We start from the raw sequence: 21,789 nt of genomic DNA on the forward strand, positions 1-21,789 counted from the left end.
TTTATAGAAATTTAAAAAGTTAGCACCTTATCAGCCTCCATAGCCCTAAGGGCAAACTCACTGGCTGGATAAACACCATCCAATTCTGGTATTAAGTCCTCAGGCTTGTAGCCCAAGGAATCTATGGCTTGTTTGCAGGAGTAAAATTTAACTCCAGCTTGCTTAGCATCCTTCATAAAATCATAAACCGTTTTTAACTTTTTACCGTTGGGTGAAAGGCAGTTAGGCTCGCCCGGGATTATTCTTTCTGCTACACCTTTTTTGAGGAGTCTTGTTCCATCCATGTTAAAGAACATCTCCACCTCAGCCTCGTTGGCAGCCATAAGGGCAGCAATGTAGAAGGGTGAGGCACAACGCCAAGGCGTCCTTGGTCCGCTGGTCATAAGGATGATAACCTTCACGACTCTATCGCCCTCCTGGCTTCGGATTCCTCTGGCACGCCAACGAAAGCAAGCTTCCCGTCTATTATGGTGGAAGGTACCGCTCTAACAATTAGCTTCTTTGCCCACATCCTACCCTCTGGCTGTGCCACGTCCAAAACCTCATACTTAAAGCCGTATTCTGCTTGCAATTTTCTCCATAAGGCATCTGCATCTGGACATGTGGCACACCATTGAGAAACAAGCAATATTACATGCTTGTCCTTTGCCGCCATCATGTACACCTCATACAGATTATATCCCACTCATCAATATACTTTCTCATCTCCTCTATGGCATCTTTGCCGTAGAGCAAGTCCTTTAGGTCCCTTTCTAAGTCAAAGGGCTTCATCTTAACTATCCAGCCTTCGCCATAAGGGTCATAGTTTATTATATCGGGCTGTTCTAAGACCTTTTCGTTCCTTTCAAGCACTTCGCCTTCCACAAGGGCATTTATAGGACCTGCCCACTTACCACTTTCCAAAGATGCCACAGGCTTTCCCTTTTTTATAACCTTACCCTTGTCCTTTATCCTTGCGTGCAGGAGCCTCCCAGCCCTAACCTGACCTACATCTGTAAGACCCATAACCACCGTTCCATCCTCATTTACCTTGAGCCAAGTTTGGGTTTCTATTTCATAGTATAGGTCAAGGGGAATTATACATCCGTTGTATTCCCATTCATTGGCACTTTGGGGCTCCTGCACCAATCCCATGCCGTCCTCCTATGCCAATCCTAATCTTTTGAGAGCTGGCAGAGGATCAGAAAGGTTGTCCTTTAACTTAACATCGTTGGCACTGTAGCCAAAGGCTAGCCCAAGAAGTTGTGTAAAGTAGGCTGCGGGCACATCCACATCGGGTACACCTTTCATCATTAGCCTATGCCTGTACATTTCAAGGGAGGCATGGCAAAGAGGACATTCGGTAGCTATAATATCCGCGCCGTTCCTTTTGGCAGTCTGTAGTATCATCATAACAAACTTCTCGGATACCATCTCATCCGATAGGGAGTGTGGACCACCACAGCATTGGGTATGCATAGGTTCAAACTCTACGCTGGTTGCTCCAGCTGCCTCAAGGAGGGCGTTCATGTAGTAAGGATGTTCATCATCGTCCGCCGTTTCCCTTCTTCTTGGCCTTGCCTCTTCGTCTTGACCACCCGCGTGAGCGTAGGTTCTAGCGTAGAAGTGTGGCCTTGTGTATAGGCATCCATAGTAGTTGGCCACCTTTAGGCCTCTTAAGGGCTTTCTGGTCTTTTCCTTGACCTTTTGAGGCCCTGCCTCATGGTAGAACCACTCAAGGATATGGTAGGTATGGGGTATTTGGTCTAAGGGGTCCACACCACCTTCTCTAAGGAGGGCATTCACCTTTTCATAAACAGCCCTGTCTGTTTCCAAGAAGTATTCGGCCCTCTGTAGGGAAAAGGAACATCCATTACAGGGTGCCACTATTACGTTGTGTCCTTGCTTCCTTGCCAGGGACATATTTCTGGCGTTTAATAGCATGGTGCCCATAAAGGTCACATTTTTGGACTCCATGGCACCACAGCAGTTGTAGTCCTCAAGGTAGTCAAGCTCAAGGCCAAGCTCCTTAGCCACTATTCTGGTGGAAACATCATAAGCCCTTGCTGCACCCTCAAGGGAACAGCCTGGGTAGTATGCCACTCTTTTTCCTATCACACCCATTTCTTAACCTCCTTAATGTAATGCTCCTTCTTCTTGCATAACTTTACGCAAAACCTGTTTGAACTTGCTCCAGTTTTTGGTTCTGGGGTGGAAGAGCATGTGCTTGGCGTTTAGTATTAGGAAGTCTATGTTCATAGACTTTATTGGTTTTAGGGTAAGCTGTTTTAGCCACTCGGGTGTTTCTCCTATAAAAGGCACAGGCTTTTTGAGTATGGGGTCTTTGAAGACCTTGTAGCCTTGCTTTTCTATCCATCCAAAGAGAAGCTCACCATCCTCTATCCTTCCATACTCAAGCACAGACTCGGTAAAGAACTTGTCAAACTTCTTGGAAGGATATTCCTCTATTAGACCCTTCTTGGCCATAGTCCTTAGGATAACCTTTAGCACCTCTTCCACCAAAACACCCTTTGGGCATCTGTGGGTGCATTTGTGGCAAGAGACGCACCTCCACATTACATCCGCTCTTTTTTGAAGCTCATCTATGAGGCCAAGCCTGGCAAGGTAGATAAAGTGCCTTGGATTGTACCTTTCATCCCAGTAGTTATGGACTGGGCATGAGGCTGTACAGTAAGAACATTGGTAGCATTGGTTTATGGTCTTGCCGTCGGGAGAGTTTATGATCTCCTTGGCAAAGTCAAGGTCATAGTCGCTTATAACCCTGGGGAGTATGATAAGGTTCCAGTCCCCAGATACATCCACACCATCAATTACAAGCCTCTCTTTTCTTAGGATTCTCTCTGGCTCTACAAGGCTTCTTTCGTGTATTGCCATGGTTTATACCTCCAAAAGGTCTTCCTTTCTAATAACGCCAAGGAGCCTTCTTGCCATAACACCCGCAGGCGGGAAAAAGCCCTTGGCGCTATGCATGGTGGATAAGGTCATATAGTCCACATAGGTGGCGTATATCATGGCAAGGAATATATCCACAAAAAGATAGCCCTTTACCTTTATACCAAAGTCAAGTAGCTTCTCCTGAATCTGTTTGTAAATGGGTTCAAACTCCTCGTAGGTCTCTCCGTATAGGCTCTTTTTGGGAGGCTCTTCCTTTAAAAAGACGATGGCACCGCTTTCGCTTTCCGGGTCCCATATCCAACTGGTCCAAAGCACATACTCCTCTGGAAAGGTAAAGTGGAGTATTTCACTGGCTATATCCCTTGCCATCTTTCTATCTACGCCCCTTATCTCCTTTACAAACCTCTCCACCCTTTCTTCCCAGCTTTTAGCCTTTCCATAAAGCAGGTCGCTTATGGCTCTTTTTAGCCTGTCCACTCCTGTCTCTTCCAAAATCTTTTGTCTTCTTCTCCTTGCTGCAAAGATCTTTTCAAGTATGAGGTCCAAATCCTCTTGGGTAAGAGAGGCAAGTTTTTCTTTGCTAAAAGCCTGTTGAAATAGGAGGGACTTGGCGAGGAGGTCTTTATAAAACTCTTGCACAAACTCCTCGCCTTCTCCCAGTATCTTTATCAGATAGTCCCTTACAAGAAAGTCATCAAGTATAACTGGCTTCTTCATACGGTCACCTTTGCGCCTATAAAGGCTGCAGCTTCTGCGGCTGCGGCTTCGCCTTCGGAGAAGGAAGACTCTATGTCTATGGGTCCCTTACAGGCTCCAGCTATGAATATGCCGGGCTTGTTGGATATGATGTTGGAACCAGATTCATCGGAAGGTATGAGGAATTGGCTGTCTGGGTCCTGGGCAAGGCCAAGGATTTTGGCCACCTTCTTTGTTCCTGGGGATGGCTCCATACCAAGCACAAGCACCACAAGGTCCATAGGAACTTCAGAAGGCCTTTGCACTATGGTATCTTCATGCTTTACCCTTAGCCTACCATCGGCAGGGCTGTAGGTTATTTCCGCTATCCTACCCCTTACATACCTAACGCCGTACTTCTCCTGTGGCGCCCAGTAGAAGGGATATTCCCATGTGCCGTAGGTTCTTACATCCATGTAGTAGCAGAAAACATCCACATCTGGATAATGTTCTCTTATCTCCATTCCTTGAAGGCCAGAGAGGGCGCAACCATACCTACAGCAGTGTACGTTGGTAACTCCAAGCTGTCTGTCCCTGGAACCAACGCAGAAGACAAAAGCAACCCTCTTGGGCAACTGCCCGTTGGAAGGTCTGTATAGCCTTCCTTCTTGAGAGAACATCCTTTCAAGCTCAAGGTTTGTTATAACGTCGGGATAGAGGCCATAGCCAAGCTCTCCCTTCCTTCTTGGGTCAAAGTGTTCAAAGCCTGTGGCCACTATGATAGCACCTACCTCATGCTTTTCTCCGTTGGAAAGGGTCACTTTAAAGGAACCTGCCTCACCCTCACAAGCGGTAAGCTCCGTATTAAGAAGCACTTTAATGTTGGGGTTGCTCTCCACCTCCTTTATGTAGGGGCCTATCACTTGAGAGGGCTTTAGCTTCCTTGGAATGAGGGTGTGGTAGTGGTTTTTGATGGGGTTTCCACCAAGCTGGCCATCCTTTTCCACCAGTATGGTGGGAACACCAAGCCTTCCCAAAGCCCTTGCTGCTGAAAGTCCAGCAGGACCACCTCCGATTACCAACACACTTTTAGCCATTTTTAACCTCCTTATAGGATTTAAGGGGGCAAAGCCCCCACGAAAGCTTAGGACTTAAACAGAGGCATATTGGCCGTTGCAGAAGCCCTTGGCTTTCCTGTGGACGTTCTGCTGTAAGGCTCATAAAGGTCATACTCCTTGAAGAACTCCATAAGCTCGTCGTATTTGCCCGCCTTTTCAAGCTCAGCTATGTACTTGACCGTGTCTTCCCATTCTTTCCTTAGCTCTCTCCAGTTGGTAATACCCATCTTCTCAAGGAGTGGCTCATAGTTGGAGCAGTTCCAGTAGAGCTGGACCACTTTGAAGGGATGGGCGCCACATGCCAAAGCTGCAAACATAACATCGGACATAACGGCTACAGGATGGTACATACCATGAGCCTTTCCTATCCACTGGTTCTTTTCAAAGGTGGTGGTGCAACCAGTGTCGTGAGTAACTATAAGGTCTGCCTTTACTTCTTCGGCTATAACCTTTAGCTTCCTTTGTATGGCAAAAGACCTGGTAAATTCCCTTTCTGTTAGTATGTGTCTAAAGCCAAAGCCACAGCAGTCATACCAGGTGGAGTAATCCACCACTTGGGCGCCAAGAGCCTTGACTACAGCGGTGGAAGCGGCAGGCCTTTGGCCGTTAAAGACCTCTGGGTCATAAGGATAGTCGTCAGCTATCATCTTGTATGTGTGGCAAGCGTTGTGTATAGCAACCCTTACGTTGGAAACATCTATGCCCTTGGGCTTTCCTTCCTTTTGATAGAGTTCGGCGATCCTATACCTCATAGCATGGACCCACTCGGAGTAGTGAACTATCTCTTGTGGTATTACTATCCTTCCATCCTCTGTAAGCCTTCCGAGCTTTTTGAGGATGGGCTTTACCGCATCCCTTAGTTCCTTGTTCATAATGAGCTGTTCCCTTGTCTCCTTATAAGAACCAAAAGAGGTTCCACAGTGGATTAGAGGATAGTAGCCTGTCTTCCAAGCTTGGTGCATATTCCTGAGCCAAACTGCTGCAAGGGCTACAGGGTTGGATGTGCCAGAGCCGTGATAGTTCCATGCGGTACAAGAGGTTTGATGTGGTTCATTGAGATAGTCAAGGCCAAACTTGTTCATAAACCAAAAGATAGAAGCTGGGTATCCTGGTATGTTTCCACACTGACCACAAGACTTGTGGTGCCAAAGCTTGTTGGTGGGTATAAGCTTTATCCTTCCAGTTCTTGTGTAGACCTCTACAGGTTGATGTTCCTCGGTGATTCTATGTATGAGAATTTCGCCCTTTGCCTCAAGCTCTTCCATCATTTCAAAGATGTGGTCGTAGTGAGCGTTATACTCCTTGAGCGGGAAAGGCGGCTTTTCTGGATACCTCAAAAGCCCTCCTGGGCTGTTATGTCCAAAACCATGCCCGTGTGCCATGATTACACCTCCTTAAAGTTTTTTGGGGTATTAGCCCCTTTTGTTAGCTTACTCCTCTTCCTCATAGAGTTCCTCATACCTTTCTTCATTTTCTTCCACTATATCCATTATGACGTTGTAGAGGTTGGGGTCAAGCTTTTCAAGCATTTCAAAGATGCCCGTCTCTCTCCAGATGGTATACATCTCTATGGCAGTTTCCAGAGATACTTCCCAAGCGGTTTTCACAGATTTTCCTACATCAAAGGGTATGGCAAGCCTTTTGGCCCTTAGGTTTTCCATGTTGTCCGCCATCTTGGGACCCCAGTCTGGAAAGAAGTCGGGCTGGAGCATGTCCGCAGAAAGCTGGTTTCCTGTGGTCATAACCTTAAGGAGAACCCTTCCGTAGGGTTTGAGGAGGTCCTTTGTGGCTTCAAAGGCATTTCTAACGGCCACTTCCCTCATTATGGCCACAAGGCCACCCGGGTTGTTAACAAAAGGACACCTTATCCAACAGGTAAAACACTGAGAACAGGCCCATATATACTCATGCATCATGTCATAGAGGACTTCCACATCCTCTTCCAGAAATCTTTGCACTATCTCTCTGGGAGAGTAGTCAAAGAACCTGTTGGAAGGGCAGGAAGCGGTGCAAACACCGCAGTTAAGACAGCCAAAGATGTATTCCTTAAAGCGAAAGTCCGATTTTACCTCTTCTACTATACGGACCTTTTCTTCCCAAGGCACAGCCTTGGTCTTCTCCGATATGGGGAGGTTGTATCCATAAGGATGTCCATCCATTTCTAAACCTCCTTTTGAGTTCTTTTAATTAAAGTATTACAAACTTGACCAAAGTCAATTAAATTTTTCTTATGCAAATTTAAGCATATACTTATAACAGGATAGACAAAAAAAGGGTTAAAGAGTGATGACCGCATACTCGCCACTCATCAATTTATCAAGGAAGGCAGCACCACCTATTATGCCATCGCAGAGTTCAGGATTCACATCTTCCTTTTTGTATATTTCTGTGAGGTCCAAAGAAGGCACACACAGGTATATCTTTACGCCAGCATCCTTTGCCATCTTTATAAAGTCATAAACCGTCTGTTCCACGCCGGGCCTTACCTTTACCTTTTTTGCGTTGTCTCTCATAAGGAGAAAGCCAGCCTCAGAGGTTATAACCATTTCCACCTCATAGTCCATTGTGGTAGCGGCTGTGGCCAAAAAGAAGGGGGCTCCAGCCTGTGGGTTGATAAGCTCGCCGGTGGTTGGCTCGGCTCTTTCAAAGAAAGGCACGGTTAGGATATAAAATAGCACCTTTTCATAGGCCATATCTATCCTCCTTAAACAAAGATTATCATAGGTTTGTCTGCCTCAATTACATAGTTTATAAAGGTGGCTGCACCTGCGGGTGGCTCAAGACCATCTATGAGGTCCTCATACTTATATCCAAAAAGCTCCATGGTCATCTGGCATGGTATAAGCTTTACATCGGCCTCTTTGCAAGCTTCTAAAAGTTCTGGTATGCTTGCAACCCCATGCTCCTTTATGGTCTTTTTCATCATAAAGCTCATAAGGTCTGTCATCCCGGGGATGATTCCCAGTATTTGTGGAGGACCTGGCAGGATGGAAGATATGAGATTAGTTACCTGGTTTTGCATAGAGGGTGGGAAGGCCATAGGCATGGCAGGGTTTCCGATGGGTGCTATCTTGAGCTCGTGCATCTTCTTTTTGTGGATTATGTTTAGACCATAAAAGGTAAAGAACACAGCCGTTTCTATGCCGAGAGAAGCGGCGGTAGAAGCAAGTATAAGCGGCGGATAGGCCATATCAAGTGTTCCTTTTGTGGCTATTATGGCAAGTCTTTCTGTAGCCATTTTTTATCCCTCCCTATTTTTTCCTAATATAAAAGATGATCTTTCCTCCTTCCTCTACTGTTTCCAAAAGCTGGTGGCCTGTCCTGTTGCAAAAGGCGGGTATGTCTGCCTTTGCACCTGGGTCTGTGGTTATAACTTCCAGAATTTGCCCAGATTGCAGTTCCTCAATGGCCTTCTTTGTTTTCAAGACAGGCAAAGGACAATTGAGTCCAGAGGCATCAAGGGTTTTGTCGGGTGTTATAGTTGCCATTTTAATCACCTCCTGTCTAAGATTATCCACATATTATAAGCACCTTATATATTAAGTGCCATTAATAATTATGATAGAGATTATAAGTTTCCCTTATATTTAGTGAGTAAGCCAAAGCACGTCTGAAATTATACAAATTCCACCCACCCTACTAAGAATAGGCCTTAAGCTTTCTGCGATCTTTTTCGCAGTTTCTTCCGAACATACAGTAAAAACATAACTATTTCTAAACACATCTGTAAGCTCGTCCCCCGCCATCATACCCCTTTCACCCTTACCCAAAACGTCCCTTATAACCGTATAGCCAGATACACCATGTTTTTCCATAACCTCAAGCACCTTATTAAGATGTACGCTATCCACAACCACCTCTACCTTTTTCATAGGCTCCATCTTATTACCCCCATAGCCAGTTTATAAAAAAGTAGTATAGTGGTATTCCTACGGAGATGTTAAAGGGGAAAGTAATTGCTAAGGACATGGTTACATAAAGGCTTGGGTTTGCCTCCGGCACAGAAAGCCTCATGGCCGCAGGAACGGCTATATAGGAAGCGCTGGCGCAAAGTATGGAAAACATAAAGGCATCACCCTTAGAAAGCCCAAAAAGCTTGGCAAGGAATATACCCAAAAGGGCATTAAAAATAGGGAGAAGGATGCCGAAGGCCACAAGGAATACCCCCACCTTTTTTATTTCTCCTATCCTGCGACCTGCCACTATACCCATGTCTAAGAGAAAGAAGGCAAGCATGCCTTTAAAAAGCACTCCAAAAAGTGGGTCCATAGCCTTCCAACCCTTTTCTCCAGTTATAAAGCCTATAAGGAGAGTTCCCATGAGTATGTAGACAGATGGATTAAGGAAGGATTCCCTAAACACCTCCTTCCATTCTATATGAGAGTTGTTGTTCCTTTTGGCAAAAAGGGTCAAAAGGATAAGGCCTATCACTATGGCGGGCGACTCCATAAGGGTCATGGCAGCCACCATATAACCACCATAATTTTGCCCCAAGCTGTTTAGAAAAGAACCAGCTGTTATAAAGGTAACTGCGCTTATTGAACCATAGGTGGCAGCAATGGCTACCGCATTGTATACATCAAGCTTAAGCCTAAGGATAAAGAAGGCATATATGGGAACTATAATCGCCATAAATAAGGCAAGAAAAAGCACCTTAAGGACATCAAGGGTTATACCACTCTTTGAAAGCTCATAACCTCCATGAAGGCCTATGGCTATTAGAAGGTATAGAGAGAAAAGCTTAGGCAAAGGCTGTGGCACCTCAAGCTCGGTCCTCAAAAGCACAGAACCCAATCCAAGCAAAAACATAAGCACTGGTGGGTTCAATATATTCTGTAAAAGTAGGTCAAGGCCCATACTTATCCTCCTTCAATCAAGACTAAAAAGGAGGGCCCGTCGTAGTCCGATATTTCTATGGGATAGTCTAAGTAGCCAAAGGCATAATTTATTACAACAGGCTTGGGATAATGCTTTAGCCTAACAATACCCTTTGCCCTTATTATGTTTTCCGGTAGGCTTTTAAGCCTCTTCTCAAGCTCATCGTAATCAAGTGGTTCTATAAGGTTTATTACCCTTTGTTTGTAGTTATGGTTGTGATGGTGGGGAAGGTCCTTTAGCTCTGGGATCGTATAAAGCCCTTCAAAGACTTCCTGTGGCAACTTTCCATACTGCGTTCTGTATATCCTTACCTTTGTATAGTAAGGCTCGCCGGTAAAGGCGTTCACAGGCCTGTATAATTGCCATATTTCCCTTACTTCTTCTTCAACCTTCTTTATTTTGTCTTCATCCACCAAGTCAATTTTGTTTAAGACGATCACATTAGAGCTTCCTATTTGGTATTTGGCAGTGTTGTCTTCTTTGTATTTTTCAAAATTGGCGCAGTCCACAAGGCATATAACACCATCCACAGAACAGCCCAAGGCTTGTAGACTAAGCATTACAGGGAAAGGCACCGCTCCGCCAGAGGTTTCCACAAGTAAAAGCTCTGGATTGTACTTTTCTTTTATCTCCCCAATGGCTTTTTCAAACTCCGCGTGCAGAGTACAACATATACAACCCTCTGGCAATTCCAGAACTTCCGAATAGGCGTTTTTTAATACTTTCCCGTCTACTCCTACCTCTCCAAGCTCATTTACTATAATAGCTACCTTCTTATCCCTAAAATACTCCCTGGCAGAGTTTATCAAAAGGGTAGTCTTACCACTTCCCAAAAAGCCCGTAATTACAAGGGCGGGTAGCATTACTCACCTCCGTATTCTACCGAGTCTATCTCCTCCATGAATTGCTGGATTTGAAAAGATACAAAGCTTGCAAGGTCCTTTACATCCTTTTCCCAATACTCAGGGTCTATGTCTATCTCCTTCTCGTATACATCATGGCCTTCCACCACATACCTCACCCGTAGGTAAGGATACTTCCTTACCTCACAGCCTTCCTCCATCTCATCTGGGAAGCATAGCTCCAGGTCCAAGTCTGGATTGGCCATGTTTTTCATCACTTCTTCCGATAGGAGCCTAAACTTTTCCTCCAAGTTCATCCAAATACCTCCCTTTACTCTCCCGGCGTCATCATAACCATCTGTATGCAGTTCCTCTTTAGAAGGTCAGAGCAAACATAGACGCATATGGCACAGCCCTTACACCTTGAGTAGTTTACCCATGCCACATGCTTTGAATCATGATACATAAGGGTATTCGGCTCTGGGCAGAAAAGCACACACTGCTTACAGTTATACTTTGCACAATCAGACTCCTTCACATCAGCCACATAGTACATATCCGCCTTGCCTCCTAAAAATATTTTAGCTTGTTAAAGCTTCCTCTTCTACCCAGCCCCTTTCCTCCGCTATCTTAAAGGCCTCTCTTATAACCTGCATGTTCTTCTCAAGGAGTTCCATCTTCTTCTTGAACTTCTTTTCTATGGCACTGTCAAGGGCTGTGGTACCACCGGAGGCCACAAAGGTATTACCTAAGAACCTCTCTCTTACTGCCTGCTCTATGTGTTCAAAGCCTACCAACCTGGTTATTCCAAAGAAGAGGCCTATCATGGCCATGTTTGTGGCAAGCTCTGTGCCGGCTATCTCAAGGGCCACCTTTGTAGCTGGGAACATATACACCCTTGTGTTTAGCTCTTTTAGAACTGCCCAGTCTTCTGGTGGGATTATATCCACTTCCGTGTTGATTATGACAATACCATTTTCCTTAAGGCCAGAGTAGAAGGGCATGGTGTAAGACTTTCCATGGGTTATAACTTGGGGATGGTATATCATTATCACGTTTGGATAGACCACCTCACCCACTTCGTATATGGGTTGGTCTGAAACCCTCACATAAGCTTCCACAGGAGCCATCCTCTTTTCGGAACCGAAGAAAGGCACAAGGGTGGCATACTTGCCTGCGGCGGACATGGCATTACCAAGGATGTGGGCGGAGGTCACCACCCCCTGCCCACCAACACCAGCTATTCTGATGTTATACCTTTTCATGCTCATGCCTTTACCTCCTCTTGCTTCCTCTCAAGCTCTTCAAAGAATTCCTTTACCTCGTCCGTCATCCACTCATAGAATGCGAAGTCTTGCTTTTCCCTCTTTCTGGCATCTTCAAGCACCTTTTCTGTAGGTATGGAGTATTCTATGTTGCAAGAAGTGTAGGCGTGTATAAAGGTGGGGCCAAAATGCCTTGCGGCAAGGATGGCTCTCCTTATTGTTTTGGCTATCCTTTTGGGGTTTGTGGGTGCAAGCTTTGCCACATACACACAACCAGCCGTCTTGGCAAGCTCCACTGCGTTTATCTTATCAAACTGCTTACCCTTCGGAGCCATCTTGAGCTGAACGCCCTTGGGGGACATACCGCTCTCTTGGCCTCCAGTGTTTCCATAAACCTCGTTATCCACCATTATGGTGGTGAATTTCTCTCTTCTAAACCAAGAATGCATGGTCATACCAAAGCCTATGTCTATAAGGCCACCGTCTCCAGCTATAACCACCACATCCTTTACCTTGTCTGGGAACCTGATGCTCAAAGCCCTCTTTAGGCCAGAGGCTACAGCGTTTGTATCTCCGTAGTTTCCATATATGAAAGGCACAGCTGCCTGAGAAAGGGCAAGCCTTGCGCACCCTGCAGTTCCTATCACTATGGTGTCTTCTGGATTGGGAAGGGCTGCGTAGAAGACCCTTATGAAGTATGCCATAAAACATCCGGCACACATGGGATGCTCTTCCACAAGCTCTTTGAACTGGCCGAGCTGTTGAACATCTATCTGCTTGCCAAACTGCCCATACTGGACCAAGTCCACATAGTCCTTGGGCATATATTTCTCAAAGCCTGGTGAAATCCTTACATATTCCAAGCCCATCTTTACACCTCCTTAAAGTTTTTATACAACGACCTTTCTTTCCTTCTTTATACCAAGAACTTGGTATATCTTTTCCATGATAAGTTCTACGGGCAAGGTCATGCCACCGTAGACCCTTGGGCCACCTATAACCTTATCGTTGTCTGGTATGCTTGCCTTTACTTCCTTGGCAAGCCAACCTACTATGTTATGCTCGGGTATTATCACCGCCTTTGCCTTGGAAAGGACCTGCCTTATCTCCTTCTCTGGGAAGGGTCTTATGGACTTTACCTTTACAAGGCCAACGTTTAGCCCTTCCATCTGGGCATACCTTACGGCCTCCCTTCCTTGGGCTGCCGCACAGCCAGAGGCTACCACAAAGACCTCTGCGTCTGGATTTACCACCTCTATGGGCCCTCCAAGGTACTTGTATATGTATTTCATAGCCCTTATGTTGGAAGCCCAAACCTCTTGTTGCCATACGGCGTGTATAAGGTAGCTCATAAAGTTGGACTTTTGCACTGGGGCATCCCTTTGTATCCTTGCGGGTGGTATTTCACAGTCGGTAGGCGGAACGGGTGCTTTGTATGGGTCCCTTGGTGGAAGCTTCATATCCTCTGGTGTCATATTTACATAGCCTTTGGCGTGGGTAACAAAGAATCCCTCTGTGCATACTGCTATAGGGATATAAACATCAACCTTTTCCGATATTACAAAGCTTGCAAGGGTAAAATCAAAAACATCCTGCTGGTTTTCGGCATGCAAGACCACAATACCAGAATGCAAGAGGTATGCGATCTCCACATTATCCGGCTGTATGGAAAGGGGAGCATTTACAACTCTGGTGAGTACACCAAGAACTGCAGGTATTCTATGGCCTGGCCAAGAAACTATGGCTTCAAGACCTCTCAAAAGACCTGGACCAGATGTGGCAGAAAAGGCCCTTGCACCACCCCTAACGGCTCCAGCTATGGCGGACATGGCGCCGTATTCTTCCTCTGCCCTATAGTAGTCCTTAAGATAGCCCTGCGCCCATAGGTCTCCCACAAGGTGCATAACTTCAGACTGGGGCGTGATGGGGTAGGCTATGGCTATATCTACATTGGCACGCTTTACGGCCTCTGCCATTGCTTGGGCACCAGTTATAAACTTTCTTTCCCTTGGTGCCTCTAAAAGAAGATAATCTGCATCTACAACCTTTTGTTCTGGCATGGCATTACCTCCGCTTTTATTCGCTTTCTGTAACTTGTTCTCCCCTTCTGGGGATCAAAAGATAAGAATACTCACCATAGTCAAGGACTGACAGAGTTTGATATTCTTCTTTGGGTAGGGATGGGTTCTCCGGTGGAAGCTTTGGCTCCCACTTTATTCCAAGCTCTTCCCTAACTTGTATAAGTACGTCTTTAAATCTTCTTATCTCGTCGGCATGCACATCCCTCAGAGATACCATAGCATCTTCATGGCCCATCTCTGCACAAAGGGCTATGGTAAAGCAATTTGTTCCAGCCCTTATCATCCTAAGGGATAGGTTGGCGTAGTGGCAATGCACGCCTACAAAAATACAGGCTTCTATCTTATTGTGAAGAATGGTAAGGTTTGGATGGTTGGGGTTTATCTCAGCCTCCGGGTCTATCTTGGGATATTTGGGCCTGTAGTCTGGCATGGGTATGATCCTACAGTTTGGTATCTCCATGGCCAGCTCAAGCACTGCCTTTGCCTTTTCCATGGCGCTGGCGTTCCAACCCCAGAGAACCAGTGGACCAGGGAATATGGTAGGATTTCTCCTTGTGAGCATAGCCTTTGCGGCCTCTCTCATGGCTACTTCTTCATCCACTATCTTTCCATAAAGCAAGGCCTTTCCCGGTGGTGGTAGTTCCACACCCTCAAAGGCTGCAGGGGTTGGTATGTATCCAGATGGGCCTGGCAAAACTTCCATTGGCATGCCTTACCTCCTTAAAAGTAGGTTATTAAAAAATTAGCATGAGCTTAAGGAGTGTCAAGGGGGAAATAGTATGATAAAAATCATCCTTTTTCTTCCTTCTCCTTCTCTTCAAGCTCCCTTATTCTTTTTTCCCTCAGCTCCTCATACCTTGATTCAATCTTCTTATATACTTTATCCGCTATAAAGATGATTATAAGAAGGAGGGGGGCACCTACTAAGAACATCACAAGCAAAAGCTTTGCAAAAAATATCAGCAAGTTTATAAGGTTCTCCATCTTAAACCACCAGGTTAAGAAGCTTGTTTTTGATATATATGACCTTCTTTAACTCTTTGCCGTTTATCCACTGGCTTACCCTTTGGTCCCTTAGGGCTATTTCCTTTACTATGCTTTCTTCCGCATCCACCGGCACTCTTATGACTGCCCTTAACTTTCCGTTTACCTGCACCGGTAGGTCTATCTCTTCAAGGGCAAGGGCCTTTTCATCTGGCATAGGGAAAGGATAATAGGGCATAAGCCTTTCATAGCCAAGCCTTTGCCATAGTTCTTCGCACAGGTGGGGTGTGATGGGGTATAGCATAAAGAGGATTATCTCAATGGATTCTTTTAAAACCTTGCAATCTGTGGTGGAAGAGACTTCAAAATCTTGGAGGCTATTTAGAAGCTCCATTATACCGGCTATGGCCGTATTGAAGGAAAGGTCCTCCATGCTTGCAAGATATTTCTTTAAAGTTTGGTGGGTCTTGTGTCTTATCTCTTTTGGCTTGCCCGATAGGTCCAAAAAGTCTTCCCTTGTGTAAGAGATGTCTTTTATCTTATCAAGGTGGTTATGAAAAAAGTTCCACAGCCTTTTTAGAAATCTAAAGGCTCCTTGGACTCCTTCCTCTGTCCATTCAAAATCCTTTTCTACAGGGCCTGCAAAGAGTATGTAAAGCCTTATGGTGTCCGCACCATACCTATTTATGGCTTCTTCTGGGTCCACCGTGTTGCCCTTTGACTTGGACATCTTGGCAGATTCTCCAATCCTTGTCTCCAAAGCCCTTATGTATTCTTCTTTTTCAAGCCCAAGCTTATTTAATAGCAAGTAAAAGTTGTCGCCTATGCTAAGGTTGTTCTCCTTTAGGAATTCCTTAACTTTCATAGGAATAATATTAAAACAAAAGGTGAGGTAAAAAATTAATTGAACAATAAAATGGGACGAACAGGGATAAATTCCTTACCTGGCGTTTTGAAGTAATATATTAATCACATGGAGGTACGCAATGGGTGAAATATCGCTTTTGATAGCCTTTAGTGCGGGTATCCTTTCCTTTCTTTCTCCGTGTGTTTTGCCTATAATACCTGGTTATCTTTCATACATATCCGGTGTGGGGGCGCAAGAAGCCAAGGAAGGTGGAAGTTTTAATTGGAAGGTTTTTAGTGCTTCCCTTCTCTTTGTAATAGGCTTTTCCATAATCTTTACACTTATGGGGGCCACCGCCACAGGAATTGGCGGATTACTCAGAGAATATCAAATTTATATAGCCAAAGTGGGTGGTAGTTTGGTTGTCTTTTTTGGCCTACACTTTGCTGGCCTTATGTTGAGGCAAAACTTTTTAAAGGAGCTTTTGGGAATTGCTTCTCTCTTTATAGCTCTATTTTTCTTTGGTGTTATTTCTCAAAAACTTCTTTTTGACATCCTTGGCATAATATTAATGGTTGCCTTCCTCTACCTCTTTGGCTTGCATGAGATTCTATACAGGCAGATGAGGAAGGAAGTGAAAGGAAATATAGCGGGTATAGGGGCCCTTTTCATGGGTATGTTCTTTGCCTTTGGTTGGAGTCCTTGTATAGGTCCTGTGCTTGGGTCCATACTCCTTTATGCAAGTCAGCAAGAAACTGCCCTTCAGGGTGCCACCTTGCTCTTTGCCTACTCCCTTGGACTTGGCATACCCTTTTTGATAGCCGGTGGTCTTCTTTCTGCCTTCCTCGGCTTTGTGCGCAAGTTTAGCAAGTTCTTTGGATTGGTGGAAATAGTTGGTGGCTTTCTTCTTATCTTGCTTGGCTTTTTGATAACCACTGGCAAGCTGGCCGAAATATCTGCCATCCTTGGAGGATAGACCTTGGATATCCTTATAGTAGATTATGGAATGGGGAACTTAAGGAGTGTTTCAAAGGCTCTTGAAAAGGTAGGCTTTAGGGTTAAGGTTAGTTCAGACCCAGAAGATGTAAAAAAGGCCAATGCTATAGCTTTGCCCGGTGTGGGAGCTTTCAAGGATGCGGTTGAAAACCTAAGGAGGATGGGACTTTATGGAGAGATAATAAGGCATATTGAAAGGGGAAAGCCTTATTTTGGTATATGCCTTGGTTTGCAACTTCTTTTTGAAAAAAGCTATGAGTTTGGAGAAGCTAAAGGCTTTGGTGTGGTAGAAGGTGAGGTGGTGCTTCTTCCCACAAGCGTTAAGGTGCCACACATAGGTTGGAACCAACTTTGGAAGAAAAAGCCATCTTCTTTGCTTGAAGGTATAAAGGATGGAGAATACGTTTATTTTGTCCATTCTTACCATGTGGTACCAAAGAAAAAAGACATTATCCTTACCACGACCGACTATGGCATAGACTTTGTATCTTCCATAGAATATGAAAACATCTTTGCAGTGCAGTTCCACCCAGAAAAAAGTCAAAAGGTAGGCCTTAAAATCCTTGAAAACTTCAGAAGGAGGGTGTATGGCTAAGCTTTGCGTAGCCCTTGACACAAACTTTTTGCAAGCAATAGAGCTTGTCAAATCTTTAAGAGGTTATCCTTTAATCTTCAAGGTGGGCTACAGACTATTTATAAGCCATCATAGGGCAATAACGGACAAGGTAAAAGAAAACGGCTTTGAGCTTTTTCTGGACCTAAAGCTTCACGACATACCAAACACGGTAAAAGAGGGTGTTCTCTCTGCAAAGGACCTGGGAGCGGATTATCTTACTGTGCATTTAAGTTCCGGAAAAGAAGCACTAAGTCAAGCGGTAAGCTCAAAGGGAAAGTTAAAGCTCCTTGGTGTTAGCTTACTTACAAGCCTTCAAGAAGAGGACCTAAAAGAGATGGGGGTATGCTTAGGAAGGGAGGAGTATGTGATAAACCTTGTAAAAAATGGTGTGGAGCTGGGTATGGATGGTGTGGTATGCTCCGGGCTTGAGGCTAAGATGATAAGGGAAAGGGTACAGGGAAGCTTTCTCATAGTGGTGCCGGGCATAAGGCTGGAGGGAGAGCCTACGGAAGATCAAAAAAGAGTGGTAAGCATTGAAGAGGCCCTTGAGGCTGGTGCAGATATCCTTGTAATGGGGAGGAGTGTATTAAGGGCAGAAAACCCAATAAAGAAGGTGGAAGAGATACTCCTTAGGATCACATAAGGCCAATACTTCTTAGTGCCTCTTGCCTTTGTAAGCATGTGGCGCATACACCACAGGGAGGCTCCGTTCCCATATAACAAGAGTAGGTCTTTTCAAAAGGTACTCCAAGTTCTTTTCCAAGTCTTGCAATATCCGTTTTGCTCATTCCCAAAAAGGGAGCATACAGGCTTATCCTTCTTTTTGTCCTTGCCACATAGGCTGAGGCAGAGTTTATGGCGGATTCCATGGCGGTTATAAACTCCACCCTACAGTCTGGATAGGGAGTGTCAAGGGCATGCACTCCTATGGCTATATGGTTAATCTCATAGCTGTCTGCAAAGGAGCCTGCAATGGCAAGAAATACGAGGTTTCTCATGGGTACGTTGGTGGGGGGAACTTCTTCACCATAAGGCCCCTCCGGCACTTGTGGGCCACCTTCCAAGAGGGCCGAGCCTTTTATAAGTCTGTAGTGTGGTACTTCTACTATAATGTGTTCTTTGACACCAGCAAGCCTTGCCAGTTCCTTGGCGTATTTTAACTCTACCTTATGCCTCTGACCATAGTCAAAAGAGAGAGCATAGACCTCTTCAAACTCCCTTTTGCACAGCCACAAGAGGGTGGCGCTATCCATTCCACCAGAAAGTAAAACTATAACTCTTTTCATCTTTGGTGCCGGAGGCGGGAGTCGAACCCGCACGCCCTTGCGGGCGGGGGATTTTGAATCCCCTGCGTCTGCCAGTTCCGCCACTCCGGCTAAGGATAAATTATACAATATATTTACAAGACTACAAGGAGGTTTAACATTGAGGCGTATAAACGTTGCCATAGCCGGTCTCGGAAAGGTAGGAAGCCAGTTTTTGCAAGCTTTACTGAGTGTAAACTCTGAAAATGTCAAAATCATAGCGGTAGCAGAGCCAAGAGAAGAGCTTGAAAGCGTTAAGCTGGCTAAGGAAAGAGGCATAGCCTATTTTAGGGATGCAAGGGATATGCTTAGAGCTTTGGAAGATTCCATAGATGTGCTTTTTGAACTCACAGGCAATGCTGTTATAAGAACGGAACTTCATGAAATACTTAGCCAAAGCTCTAATAGGAAAACCGTAATAGTACCAGAACCTGTGGCTTATCTTATCTGGAGTTTGATAGCTCAAAACAAAGGAGAAGGTGCAAAATAAAGTTCTGAGGTTGCTAATTTTAGACAAGCAGATTTTTCATCGTATATCGTTGAACTATAATTTAAGATGTTATGTTTAAAGAAGTATTGAGAAAAAAATGCTACGTAGTAGATGAAGGGAGGTTTCCAAGAAAACTTGGGGTTTTTGACCTTATCTTCTTGGGCATAGGTGCCATTATAGGTGCGGGTATATTCGTCATAGCTGGTCAGGCTTCCGCCCTTTATGCTGGGCCTGCCATCGTATTTTCCTTTCTTTTGTGCGCCGTTGCCATAGGTATAAGCGCTTTGGTTTATGCCGAGCTAAGCTCTGCCTATCCCATATCTGGAAGTGCCTATAGCTATACCTATGCTACCGTTGGAGAAATAATGGCTTGGTTGGTAGGGTGGAACCTTCTGGTTGAGTATGGTATTGCGGTAGCTGCTGTAGCTACGGGTTGGTCTGGATATGTGCGCACCTTTTTGCACCAAAACTTTGGCCTTGAGCTTCCAAAAGCTCTTTCAGGTGCCTTTGACCCTTCCAAGGGGACCTATATGGACCTTTTTGCCTTTCTTGTTGTTCTTTTGGTCTTTGGACTTTTGACCTTAGGAATAAAGGAAAGCGCAAGAGTGAATACATTCATTGTTCTAATTAAACTAACGGTCCTTTCCTTGTTTATCATCTTTGGCATAAAACACATAAACATGGAAAACATACTTAAGGATTTTCTTCCTTACGGCTGGCAAGGTGTTTGGCATGCTGCTTCTCTCATAGTTTTTGCCTATTTGGGCTTTGACGCTGTTTCTACGGTGGCAGAGGAGACAAAAAATCCTACAAGGAATGTGCCAATAGGCCTTATAGGTTCTTTGATTATAAGCACGCTATTTTATATGTCTGTGGCCTTTGTGCTTGTGGGCATGGTAAATTATAAAGAGCTTAATGTGGAGTATCCACTGGCCTATGCCATGTATAAGGTGGGAGAAAAGTGGGTGGCAAACATAATAACCACAGGAGCAGTAATCACGATTACAAGCGTGCTTATAGTTATGGGTTTGGGCTTTACACGCATTATCTTTGCACTTTCTAGGGATGGCCTTTTACCAGACAAACTATCGGCAGTCCATCCTACCTTTAAAACACCATATATGGCCACCCTTGTGGGTGGTATAGTCATATCCCTTTTGGCTGGCTTTGTACCTTTAAAAACTCTGGCGGAGTTGGTAAATATAGGAACTCTCTTTGCCTATTTTATGGTAGGTGTTGGAGTTATACTTTTAAGGATAAGCGATGAATCTACGGCCACTTTTAAGGTGCCTCTTGCCAAGCTTCTCCTTCCTATTAATTTAATATTCTTGCTATTTATCATGGCTGGACTTCCAAAAGAGACATGGATAAGGTTTGTAGTTTGGAACGCCATAGGCATGGTGGTCTATGCCTTGTATGGCTACAAAAACAGCAAAGCTTATGAAAGAAGCACGACCATAGAATGAAAAAAGAAAAAAGCTACTTTGTTTGTCAAGAGTGTGGATATTCAAGCCCTAAGTGGATGGGAAAGTGCCCTTCTTGTGGTGCTTGGAACAGTATGGTAGAAGAGAAGAACCTGCCCAAGACTTCAAGCTTAGCCACTCCATACAAACCACCTCAGCCCGTCCTCAGCTGGGTGGAAGACCTACCAACCAGATTAACCACAGGCTTTTCAAATCTTGATGAGGCCCTTGGTGGTGGCATTGTAAAGGGCCAGGTGGTCCTTTTGGCTGGAGAGCCTGGCATAGGCAAGTCTACCTTACTTTTACAGCTTTCAGATAGATTTTCAAAAAGATATGGAAGGGTTTTATATGTCTCCGGCGAAGAATCACCCTCCCAGATCGCCATAAGGGCCAAAAGGCTAAGCGTGGGTTCAGACAAGCTTTTGACCTTTCCAGAGACAAACCTTGAAAACCTTTTGGAGACAATCAAAGTAGAAGAGCCTTCTCTGCTTGTGGTTGATTCTATACAGACCATGTATAGTTCAAGCCTTGAGTCTTCTCCGGGTTCTGTGGCGCAGGTAAGGGAGTGTGCCTTTAGGCTGGCGGAAGCTTGTAAGTCCTTGGGTATTCCTTTGTTTATTGTTGGTCAGGTAAACAAAGAAGGCCTATTGGCTGGTCCAAAGGTGCTTGAACACCTTGTGGATACGGTGCTTTACTTTGAAGGAGAAAGGTTTAACTTCTACAGGGTGGTAAAGGTGGTAAAAAACCGATTTGGTGCAAGCGGTAATGTGGCAGTCTTTAAAATGTCCAGTTATGGGCTTGAGGAAGTTTTGGAGCCTTCCGCCTTCTTCCTTCAGGAAAGGGTTGGTTCTCCCGGTAGCGTTATCTTCCCACACACAGAAGGAAGCAGGCCCGTTCTTCTTGAGGTTCAGGCGCTTACCATTCACGCACTCTATACCACTCCACAGAGAAGAACTCAAGGCTTTGACCCAAACAGGCTATCTTTAATACTTGCCGTGCTTGAAAAGGAGGCAAAGGTATTTACAAGGGATAGGGATGTGTTTGTAAATATAGTGGGCGGGGTAAGGGTGGAAGAGCCAGCCATAGACCTTGCAGTAGCCTTGGCAGTAGTTAGCTCTGTAAAGGATAAGCCTGTGGGTGATTTTATAGTCTTTGGGGAGCTTGGTCTATCTGGTGAGGTAAGGTCTGTGCATTTCGCGGAGGAAAGAATAAAAGAAGGGCTACGCTTTGGCTATAAAAAGGCCATAGTGCCAAAGGGTGCAGTGGTGGAGATAGATGGGGCAGAAATCTTTCCAGTAGGGCATATAAGGGATGCGATTGAACTTATAATTTAAA

30 protein-coding genes and 1 tRNA gene are annotated in these 21,789 nt (G+C 45.0%); 6 read left to right on the forward strand and 25 right to left on the reverse strand.

Annotated features, from left to right (window positions below):
• Positions 1-11 precede the first annotated feature (11 nt).
• The 23 genes from ACZ5GB_RS06970 to ACZ5GB_RS07080 form a co-directional block, all read right to left on the reverse strand.
• The gene (locus ACZ5GB_RS06970; protein WP_464326507.1) at positions 12-401 is read right to left on the reverse strand and encodes a DsrE family protein; all 390 of its coding nucleotides are present in this window, start codon (positions 399-401) and stop codon (positions 12-14) included.
• Entirely contained in the window at positions 398-655 is a 258-nt protein-coding gene (locus ACZ5GB_RS06975; protein WP_464327823.1) for a thioredoxin family protein, read from the reverse strand. The genes ACZ5GB_RS06970 and ACZ5GB_RS06975 overlap by 4 nt, the downstream gene beginning before the upstream one ends.
• On the reverse strand, positions 655-1,134 hold the full coding sequence (gcvH, locus tag ACZ5GB_RS06980; protein ID WP_464326508.1) for a glycine cleavage system protein GcvH: 480 nt from the start codon (positions 1,132-1,134) through the stop codon (positions 655-657). Before gcvH ends, ACZ5GB_RS06975 begins: the two co-directional genes overlap by 1 nt.
• Positions 1,135-1,143: 9 nt before the next feature.
• Positions 1,144-2,103, reverse strand: coding sequence for a CoB--CoM heterodisulfide reductase iron-sulfur subunit B family protein (locus ACZ5GB_RS06985; protein WP_464326509.1), 960 nt, complete (start codon positions 2,101-2,103; stop codon positions 1,144-1,146).
• 12 nt (positions 2,104-2,115) lie between these two features.
• Positions 2,116-2,874: a 4Fe-4S dicluster domain-containing protein gene (locus ACZ5GB_RS06990; protein WP_464326510.1), complete on the reverse strand. Its 759-nt coding sequence runs from the start codon at positions 2,872-2,874 to the stop codon at positions 2,116-2,118.
• A 3-nt stretch (positions 2,875-2,877) separates the two neighbouring features.
• Entirely contained in the window at positions 2,878-3,612 is a 735-nt protein-coding gene (locus ACZ5GB_RS06995; RefSeq protein ID WP_464326511.1) for a hypothetical protein, read from the reverse strand.
• The gene (locus tag ACZ5GB_RS07000; RefSeq protein WP_464326512.1) at positions 3,609-4,667 is read right to left on the reverse strand and encodes a CoB--CoM heterodisulfide reductase iron-sulfur subunit A family protein; all 1,059 of its coding nucleotides are present in this window, start codon (positions 4,665-4,667) and stop codon (positions 3,609-3,611) included. Before ACZ5GB_RS07000 ends, ACZ5GB_RS06995 begins: the two co-directional genes overlap by 4 nt.
• 47 nt (positions 4,668-4,714) lie before the next feature.
• A complete protein-coding gene (locus ACZ5GB_RS07005) occupies positions 4,715-6,070 on the reverse strand; it encodes a heterodisulfide reductase-related iron-sulfur binding cluster (RefSeq protein WP_464326513.1) in 1,356 nt (451 codons plus the stop codon).
• Between the two features lie 48 nt (positions 6,071-6,118).
• On the reverse strand, positions 6,119-6,847 hold the full coding sequence (locus tag ACZ5GB_RS07010) for a 4Fe-4S dicluster domain-containing protein (protein WP_464326514.1): 729 nt from the start codon (positions 6,845-6,847) through the stop codon (positions 6,119-6,121).
• 117 nt (positions 6,848-6,964) lie between these two features.
• Entirely contained in the window at positions 6,965-7,381 is a 417-nt protein-coding gene (locus tag ACZ5GB_RS07015; RefSeq protein ID WP_464326515.1) for a DsrE family protein, read from the reverse strand.
• Positions 7,382-7,392: 11 nt separating this feature from the next.
• The gene (locus ACZ5GB_RS07020; RefSeq protein WP_464326516.1) at positions 7,393-7,926 is read right to left on the reverse strand and encodes a DsrE/DsrF/DrsH-like family protein; all 534 of its coding nucleotides are present in this window, start codon (positions 7,924-7,926) and stop codon (positions 7,393-7,395) included.
• Between the two features lie 13 nt (positions 7,927-7,939).
• The gene (locus tag ACZ5GB_RS07025) at positions 7,940-8,176 is read right to left on the reverse strand and encodes a sulfurtransferase TusA family protein (protein WP_464326517.1); all 237 of its coding nucleotides are present in this window, start codon (positions 8,174-8,176) and stop codon (positions 7,940-7,942) included.
• Positions 8,177-8,275: 99 nt separating this feature from the next.
• Positions 8,276-8,560: a P-II family nitrogen regulator gene (locus ACZ5GB_RS07030; protein WP_464326518.1), complete on the reverse strand. Its 285-nt coding sequence runs from the start codon at positions 8,558-8,560 to the stop codon at positions 8,276-8,278.
• Between the two features lie 13 nt (positions 8,561-8,573).
• Entirely contained in the window at positions 8,574-9,545 is a 972-nt protein-coding gene (locus ACZ5GB_RS07035; RefSeq protein ID WP_464326519.1) for a sodium-dependent bicarbonate transport family permease, read from the reverse strand.
• Positions 9,546-9,547: 2 nt separating this feature from the next.
• Entirely contained in the window at positions 9,548-10,429 is an 882-nt protein-coding gene (locus ACZ5GB_RS07040) for a CobW family GTP-binding protein (RefSeq protein WP_464326520.1), read from the reverse strand.
• A complete protein-coding gene (locus tag ACZ5GB_RS07045) occupies positions 10,429-10,725 on the reverse strand; it encodes a hypothetical protein (protein WP_464326521.1) in 297 nt (98 codons plus the stop codon). Before ACZ5GB_RS07045 ends, ACZ5GB_RS07040 begins: the two co-directional genes overlap by 1 nt.
• Positions 10,726-10,739: 14 nt before the next feature.
• The gene (locus tag ACZ5GB_RS07050) at positions 10,740-10,964 is read right to left on the reverse strand and encodes a ferredoxin oxidoreductase (protein WP_464326522.1); all 225 of its coding nucleotides are present in this window, start codon (positions 10,962-10,964) and stop codon (positions 10,740-10,742) included.
• Positions 10,965-10,989: 25 nt separating this feature from the next.
• Complete coding sequence (locus tag ACZ5GB_RS07055; protein WP_464327824.1) at positions 10,990-11,673, reverse strand: 2-oxoacid:acceptor oxidoreductase family protein; 684 nt, start codon at positions 11,671-11,673, stop codon at positions 10,990-10,992.
• A gap of 2 nt (positions 11,674-11,675) precedes the next feature.
• A complete protein-coding gene (locus ACZ5GB_RS07060) occupies positions 11,676-12,542 on the reverse strand; it encodes a thiamine pyrophosphate-dependent enzyme (protein ID WP_464326523.1) in 867 nt (288 codons plus the stop codon).
• 21 nt (positions 12,543-12,563) lie between these two features.
• The gene (locus ACZ5GB_RS07065; RefSeq protein ID WP_464326524.1) at positions 12,564-13,733 is read right to left on the reverse strand and encodes a transketolase C-terminal domain-containing protein; all 1,170 of its coding nucleotides are present in this window, start codon (positions 13,731-13,733) and stop codon (positions 12,564-12,566) included.
• Between the two features lie 16 nt (positions 13,734-13,749).
• Positions 13,750-14,463: a carbon monoxide dehydrogenase beta subunit family protein gene (locus ACZ5GB_RS07070; RefSeq protein WP_464326525.1), complete on the reverse strand. Its 714-nt coding sequence runs from the start codon at positions 14,461-14,463 to the stop codon at positions 13,750-13,752.
• Between the two features lie 80 nt (positions 14,464-14,543).
• Positions 14,544-14,738 carry a hypothetical protein gene (locus ACZ5GB_RS07075; RefSeq protein ID WP_464326526.1) on the reverse strand — a complete coding sequence of 65 codons (195 nt, stop codon included), beginning with the start codon at positions 14,736-14,738 and terminating at the stop codon, positions 14,544-14,546.
• Between the two features lies 1 nt (position 14,739).
• Entirely contained in the window at positions 14,740-15,603 is an 864-nt protein-coding gene (locus ACZ5GB_RS07080; protein WP_464326527.1) for a class I tRNA ligase family protein, read from the reverse strand.
• A gap of 121 nt (positions 15,604-15,724) precedes the next feature.
• On the opposite strand from ACZ5GB_RS07080, the gene ACZ5GB_RS07085 reads away from it, so the two are divergent.
• Genes ACZ5GB_RS07085 through pyrF form a run of 3 tightly spaced genes read left to right on the forward strand, consistent with a single transcriptional unit; the run spans position 15,725 to position 17,840 of the window.
• A complete protein-coding gene (locus ACZ5GB_RS07085; protein WP_464326528.1) occupies positions 15,725-16,561 on the forward strand; it encodes a cytochrome c biogenesis CcdA family protein in 837 nt (278 codons plus the stop codon).
• Between the two features lie 3 nt (positions 16,562-16,564).
• Complete coding sequence (gene hisH, locus ACZ5GB_RS07090) at positions 16,565-17,176, forward strand: imidazole glycerol phosphate synthase subunit HisH (RefSeq protein WP_464326529.1); 612 nt, start codon at positions 16,565-16,567, stop codon at positions 17,174-17,176.
• Positions 17,169-17,840: an orotidine-5'-phosphate decarboxylase gene (gene pyrF / locus ACZ5GB_RS07095; protein WP_464326530.1), complete on the forward strand. Its 672-nt coding sequence runs from the start codon at positions 17,169-17,171 to the stop codon at positions 17,838-17,840. The genes hisH and pyrF overlap by 8 nt, the downstream gene beginning before the upstream one ends.
• Here pyrF and queC read toward each other — a convergent pair.
• Positions 17,833-18,483, reverse strand: a complete 651-nt coding sequence (gene queC / locus ACZ5GB_RS07100) for a 7-cyano-7-deazaguanine synthase QueC (protein WP_464326531.1) — start codon at positions 18,481-18,483, stop codon at positions 17,833-17,835. The two genes, pyrF and queC, sit on opposite strands and share 8 nt — an antisense overlap.
• A 3-nt stretch (positions 18,484-18,486) precedes the next feature.
• A tRNA-Leu gene (locus ACZ5GB_RS07105) sits at positions 18,487-18,573 on the reverse strand.
• A 49-nt stretch (positions 18,574-18,622) separates the two neighbouring features.
• Here ACZ5GB_RS07105 and ACZ5GB_RS07110 point away from each other — a divergent pair.
• From ACZ5GB_RS07110 to radA, 3 genes are all read left to right on the forward strand, one after another.
• The gene (locus tag ACZ5GB_RS07110; RefSeq protein ID WP_464326532.1) at positions 18,623-18,991 is read left to right on the forward strand and encodes a serine kinase; all 369 of its coding nucleotides are present in this window, start codon (positions 18,623-18,625) and stop codon (positions 18,989-18,991) included.
• A gap of 71 nt (positions 18,992-19,062) precedes the next feature.
• A complete protein-coding gene (locus tag ACZ5GB_RS07115; RefSeq protein WP_464326533.1) occupies positions 19,063-20,457 on the forward strand; it encodes an amino acid permease in 1,395 nt (464 codons plus the stop codon).
• Positions 20,454-21,788: a DNA repair protein RadA gene (gene radA / locus ACZ5GB_RS07120; protein ID WP_464326534.1), complete on the forward strand. Its 1,335-nt coding sequence runs from the start codon at positions 20,454-20,456 to the stop codon at positions 21,786-21,788. Before ACZ5GB_RS07115 ends, radA begins: the two co-directional genes overlap by 4 nt.
• Position 21,789: the final 1 nt, after the last annotated feature.

Source organism: Hydrogenobacter subterraneus (assembly GCF_055390195.1).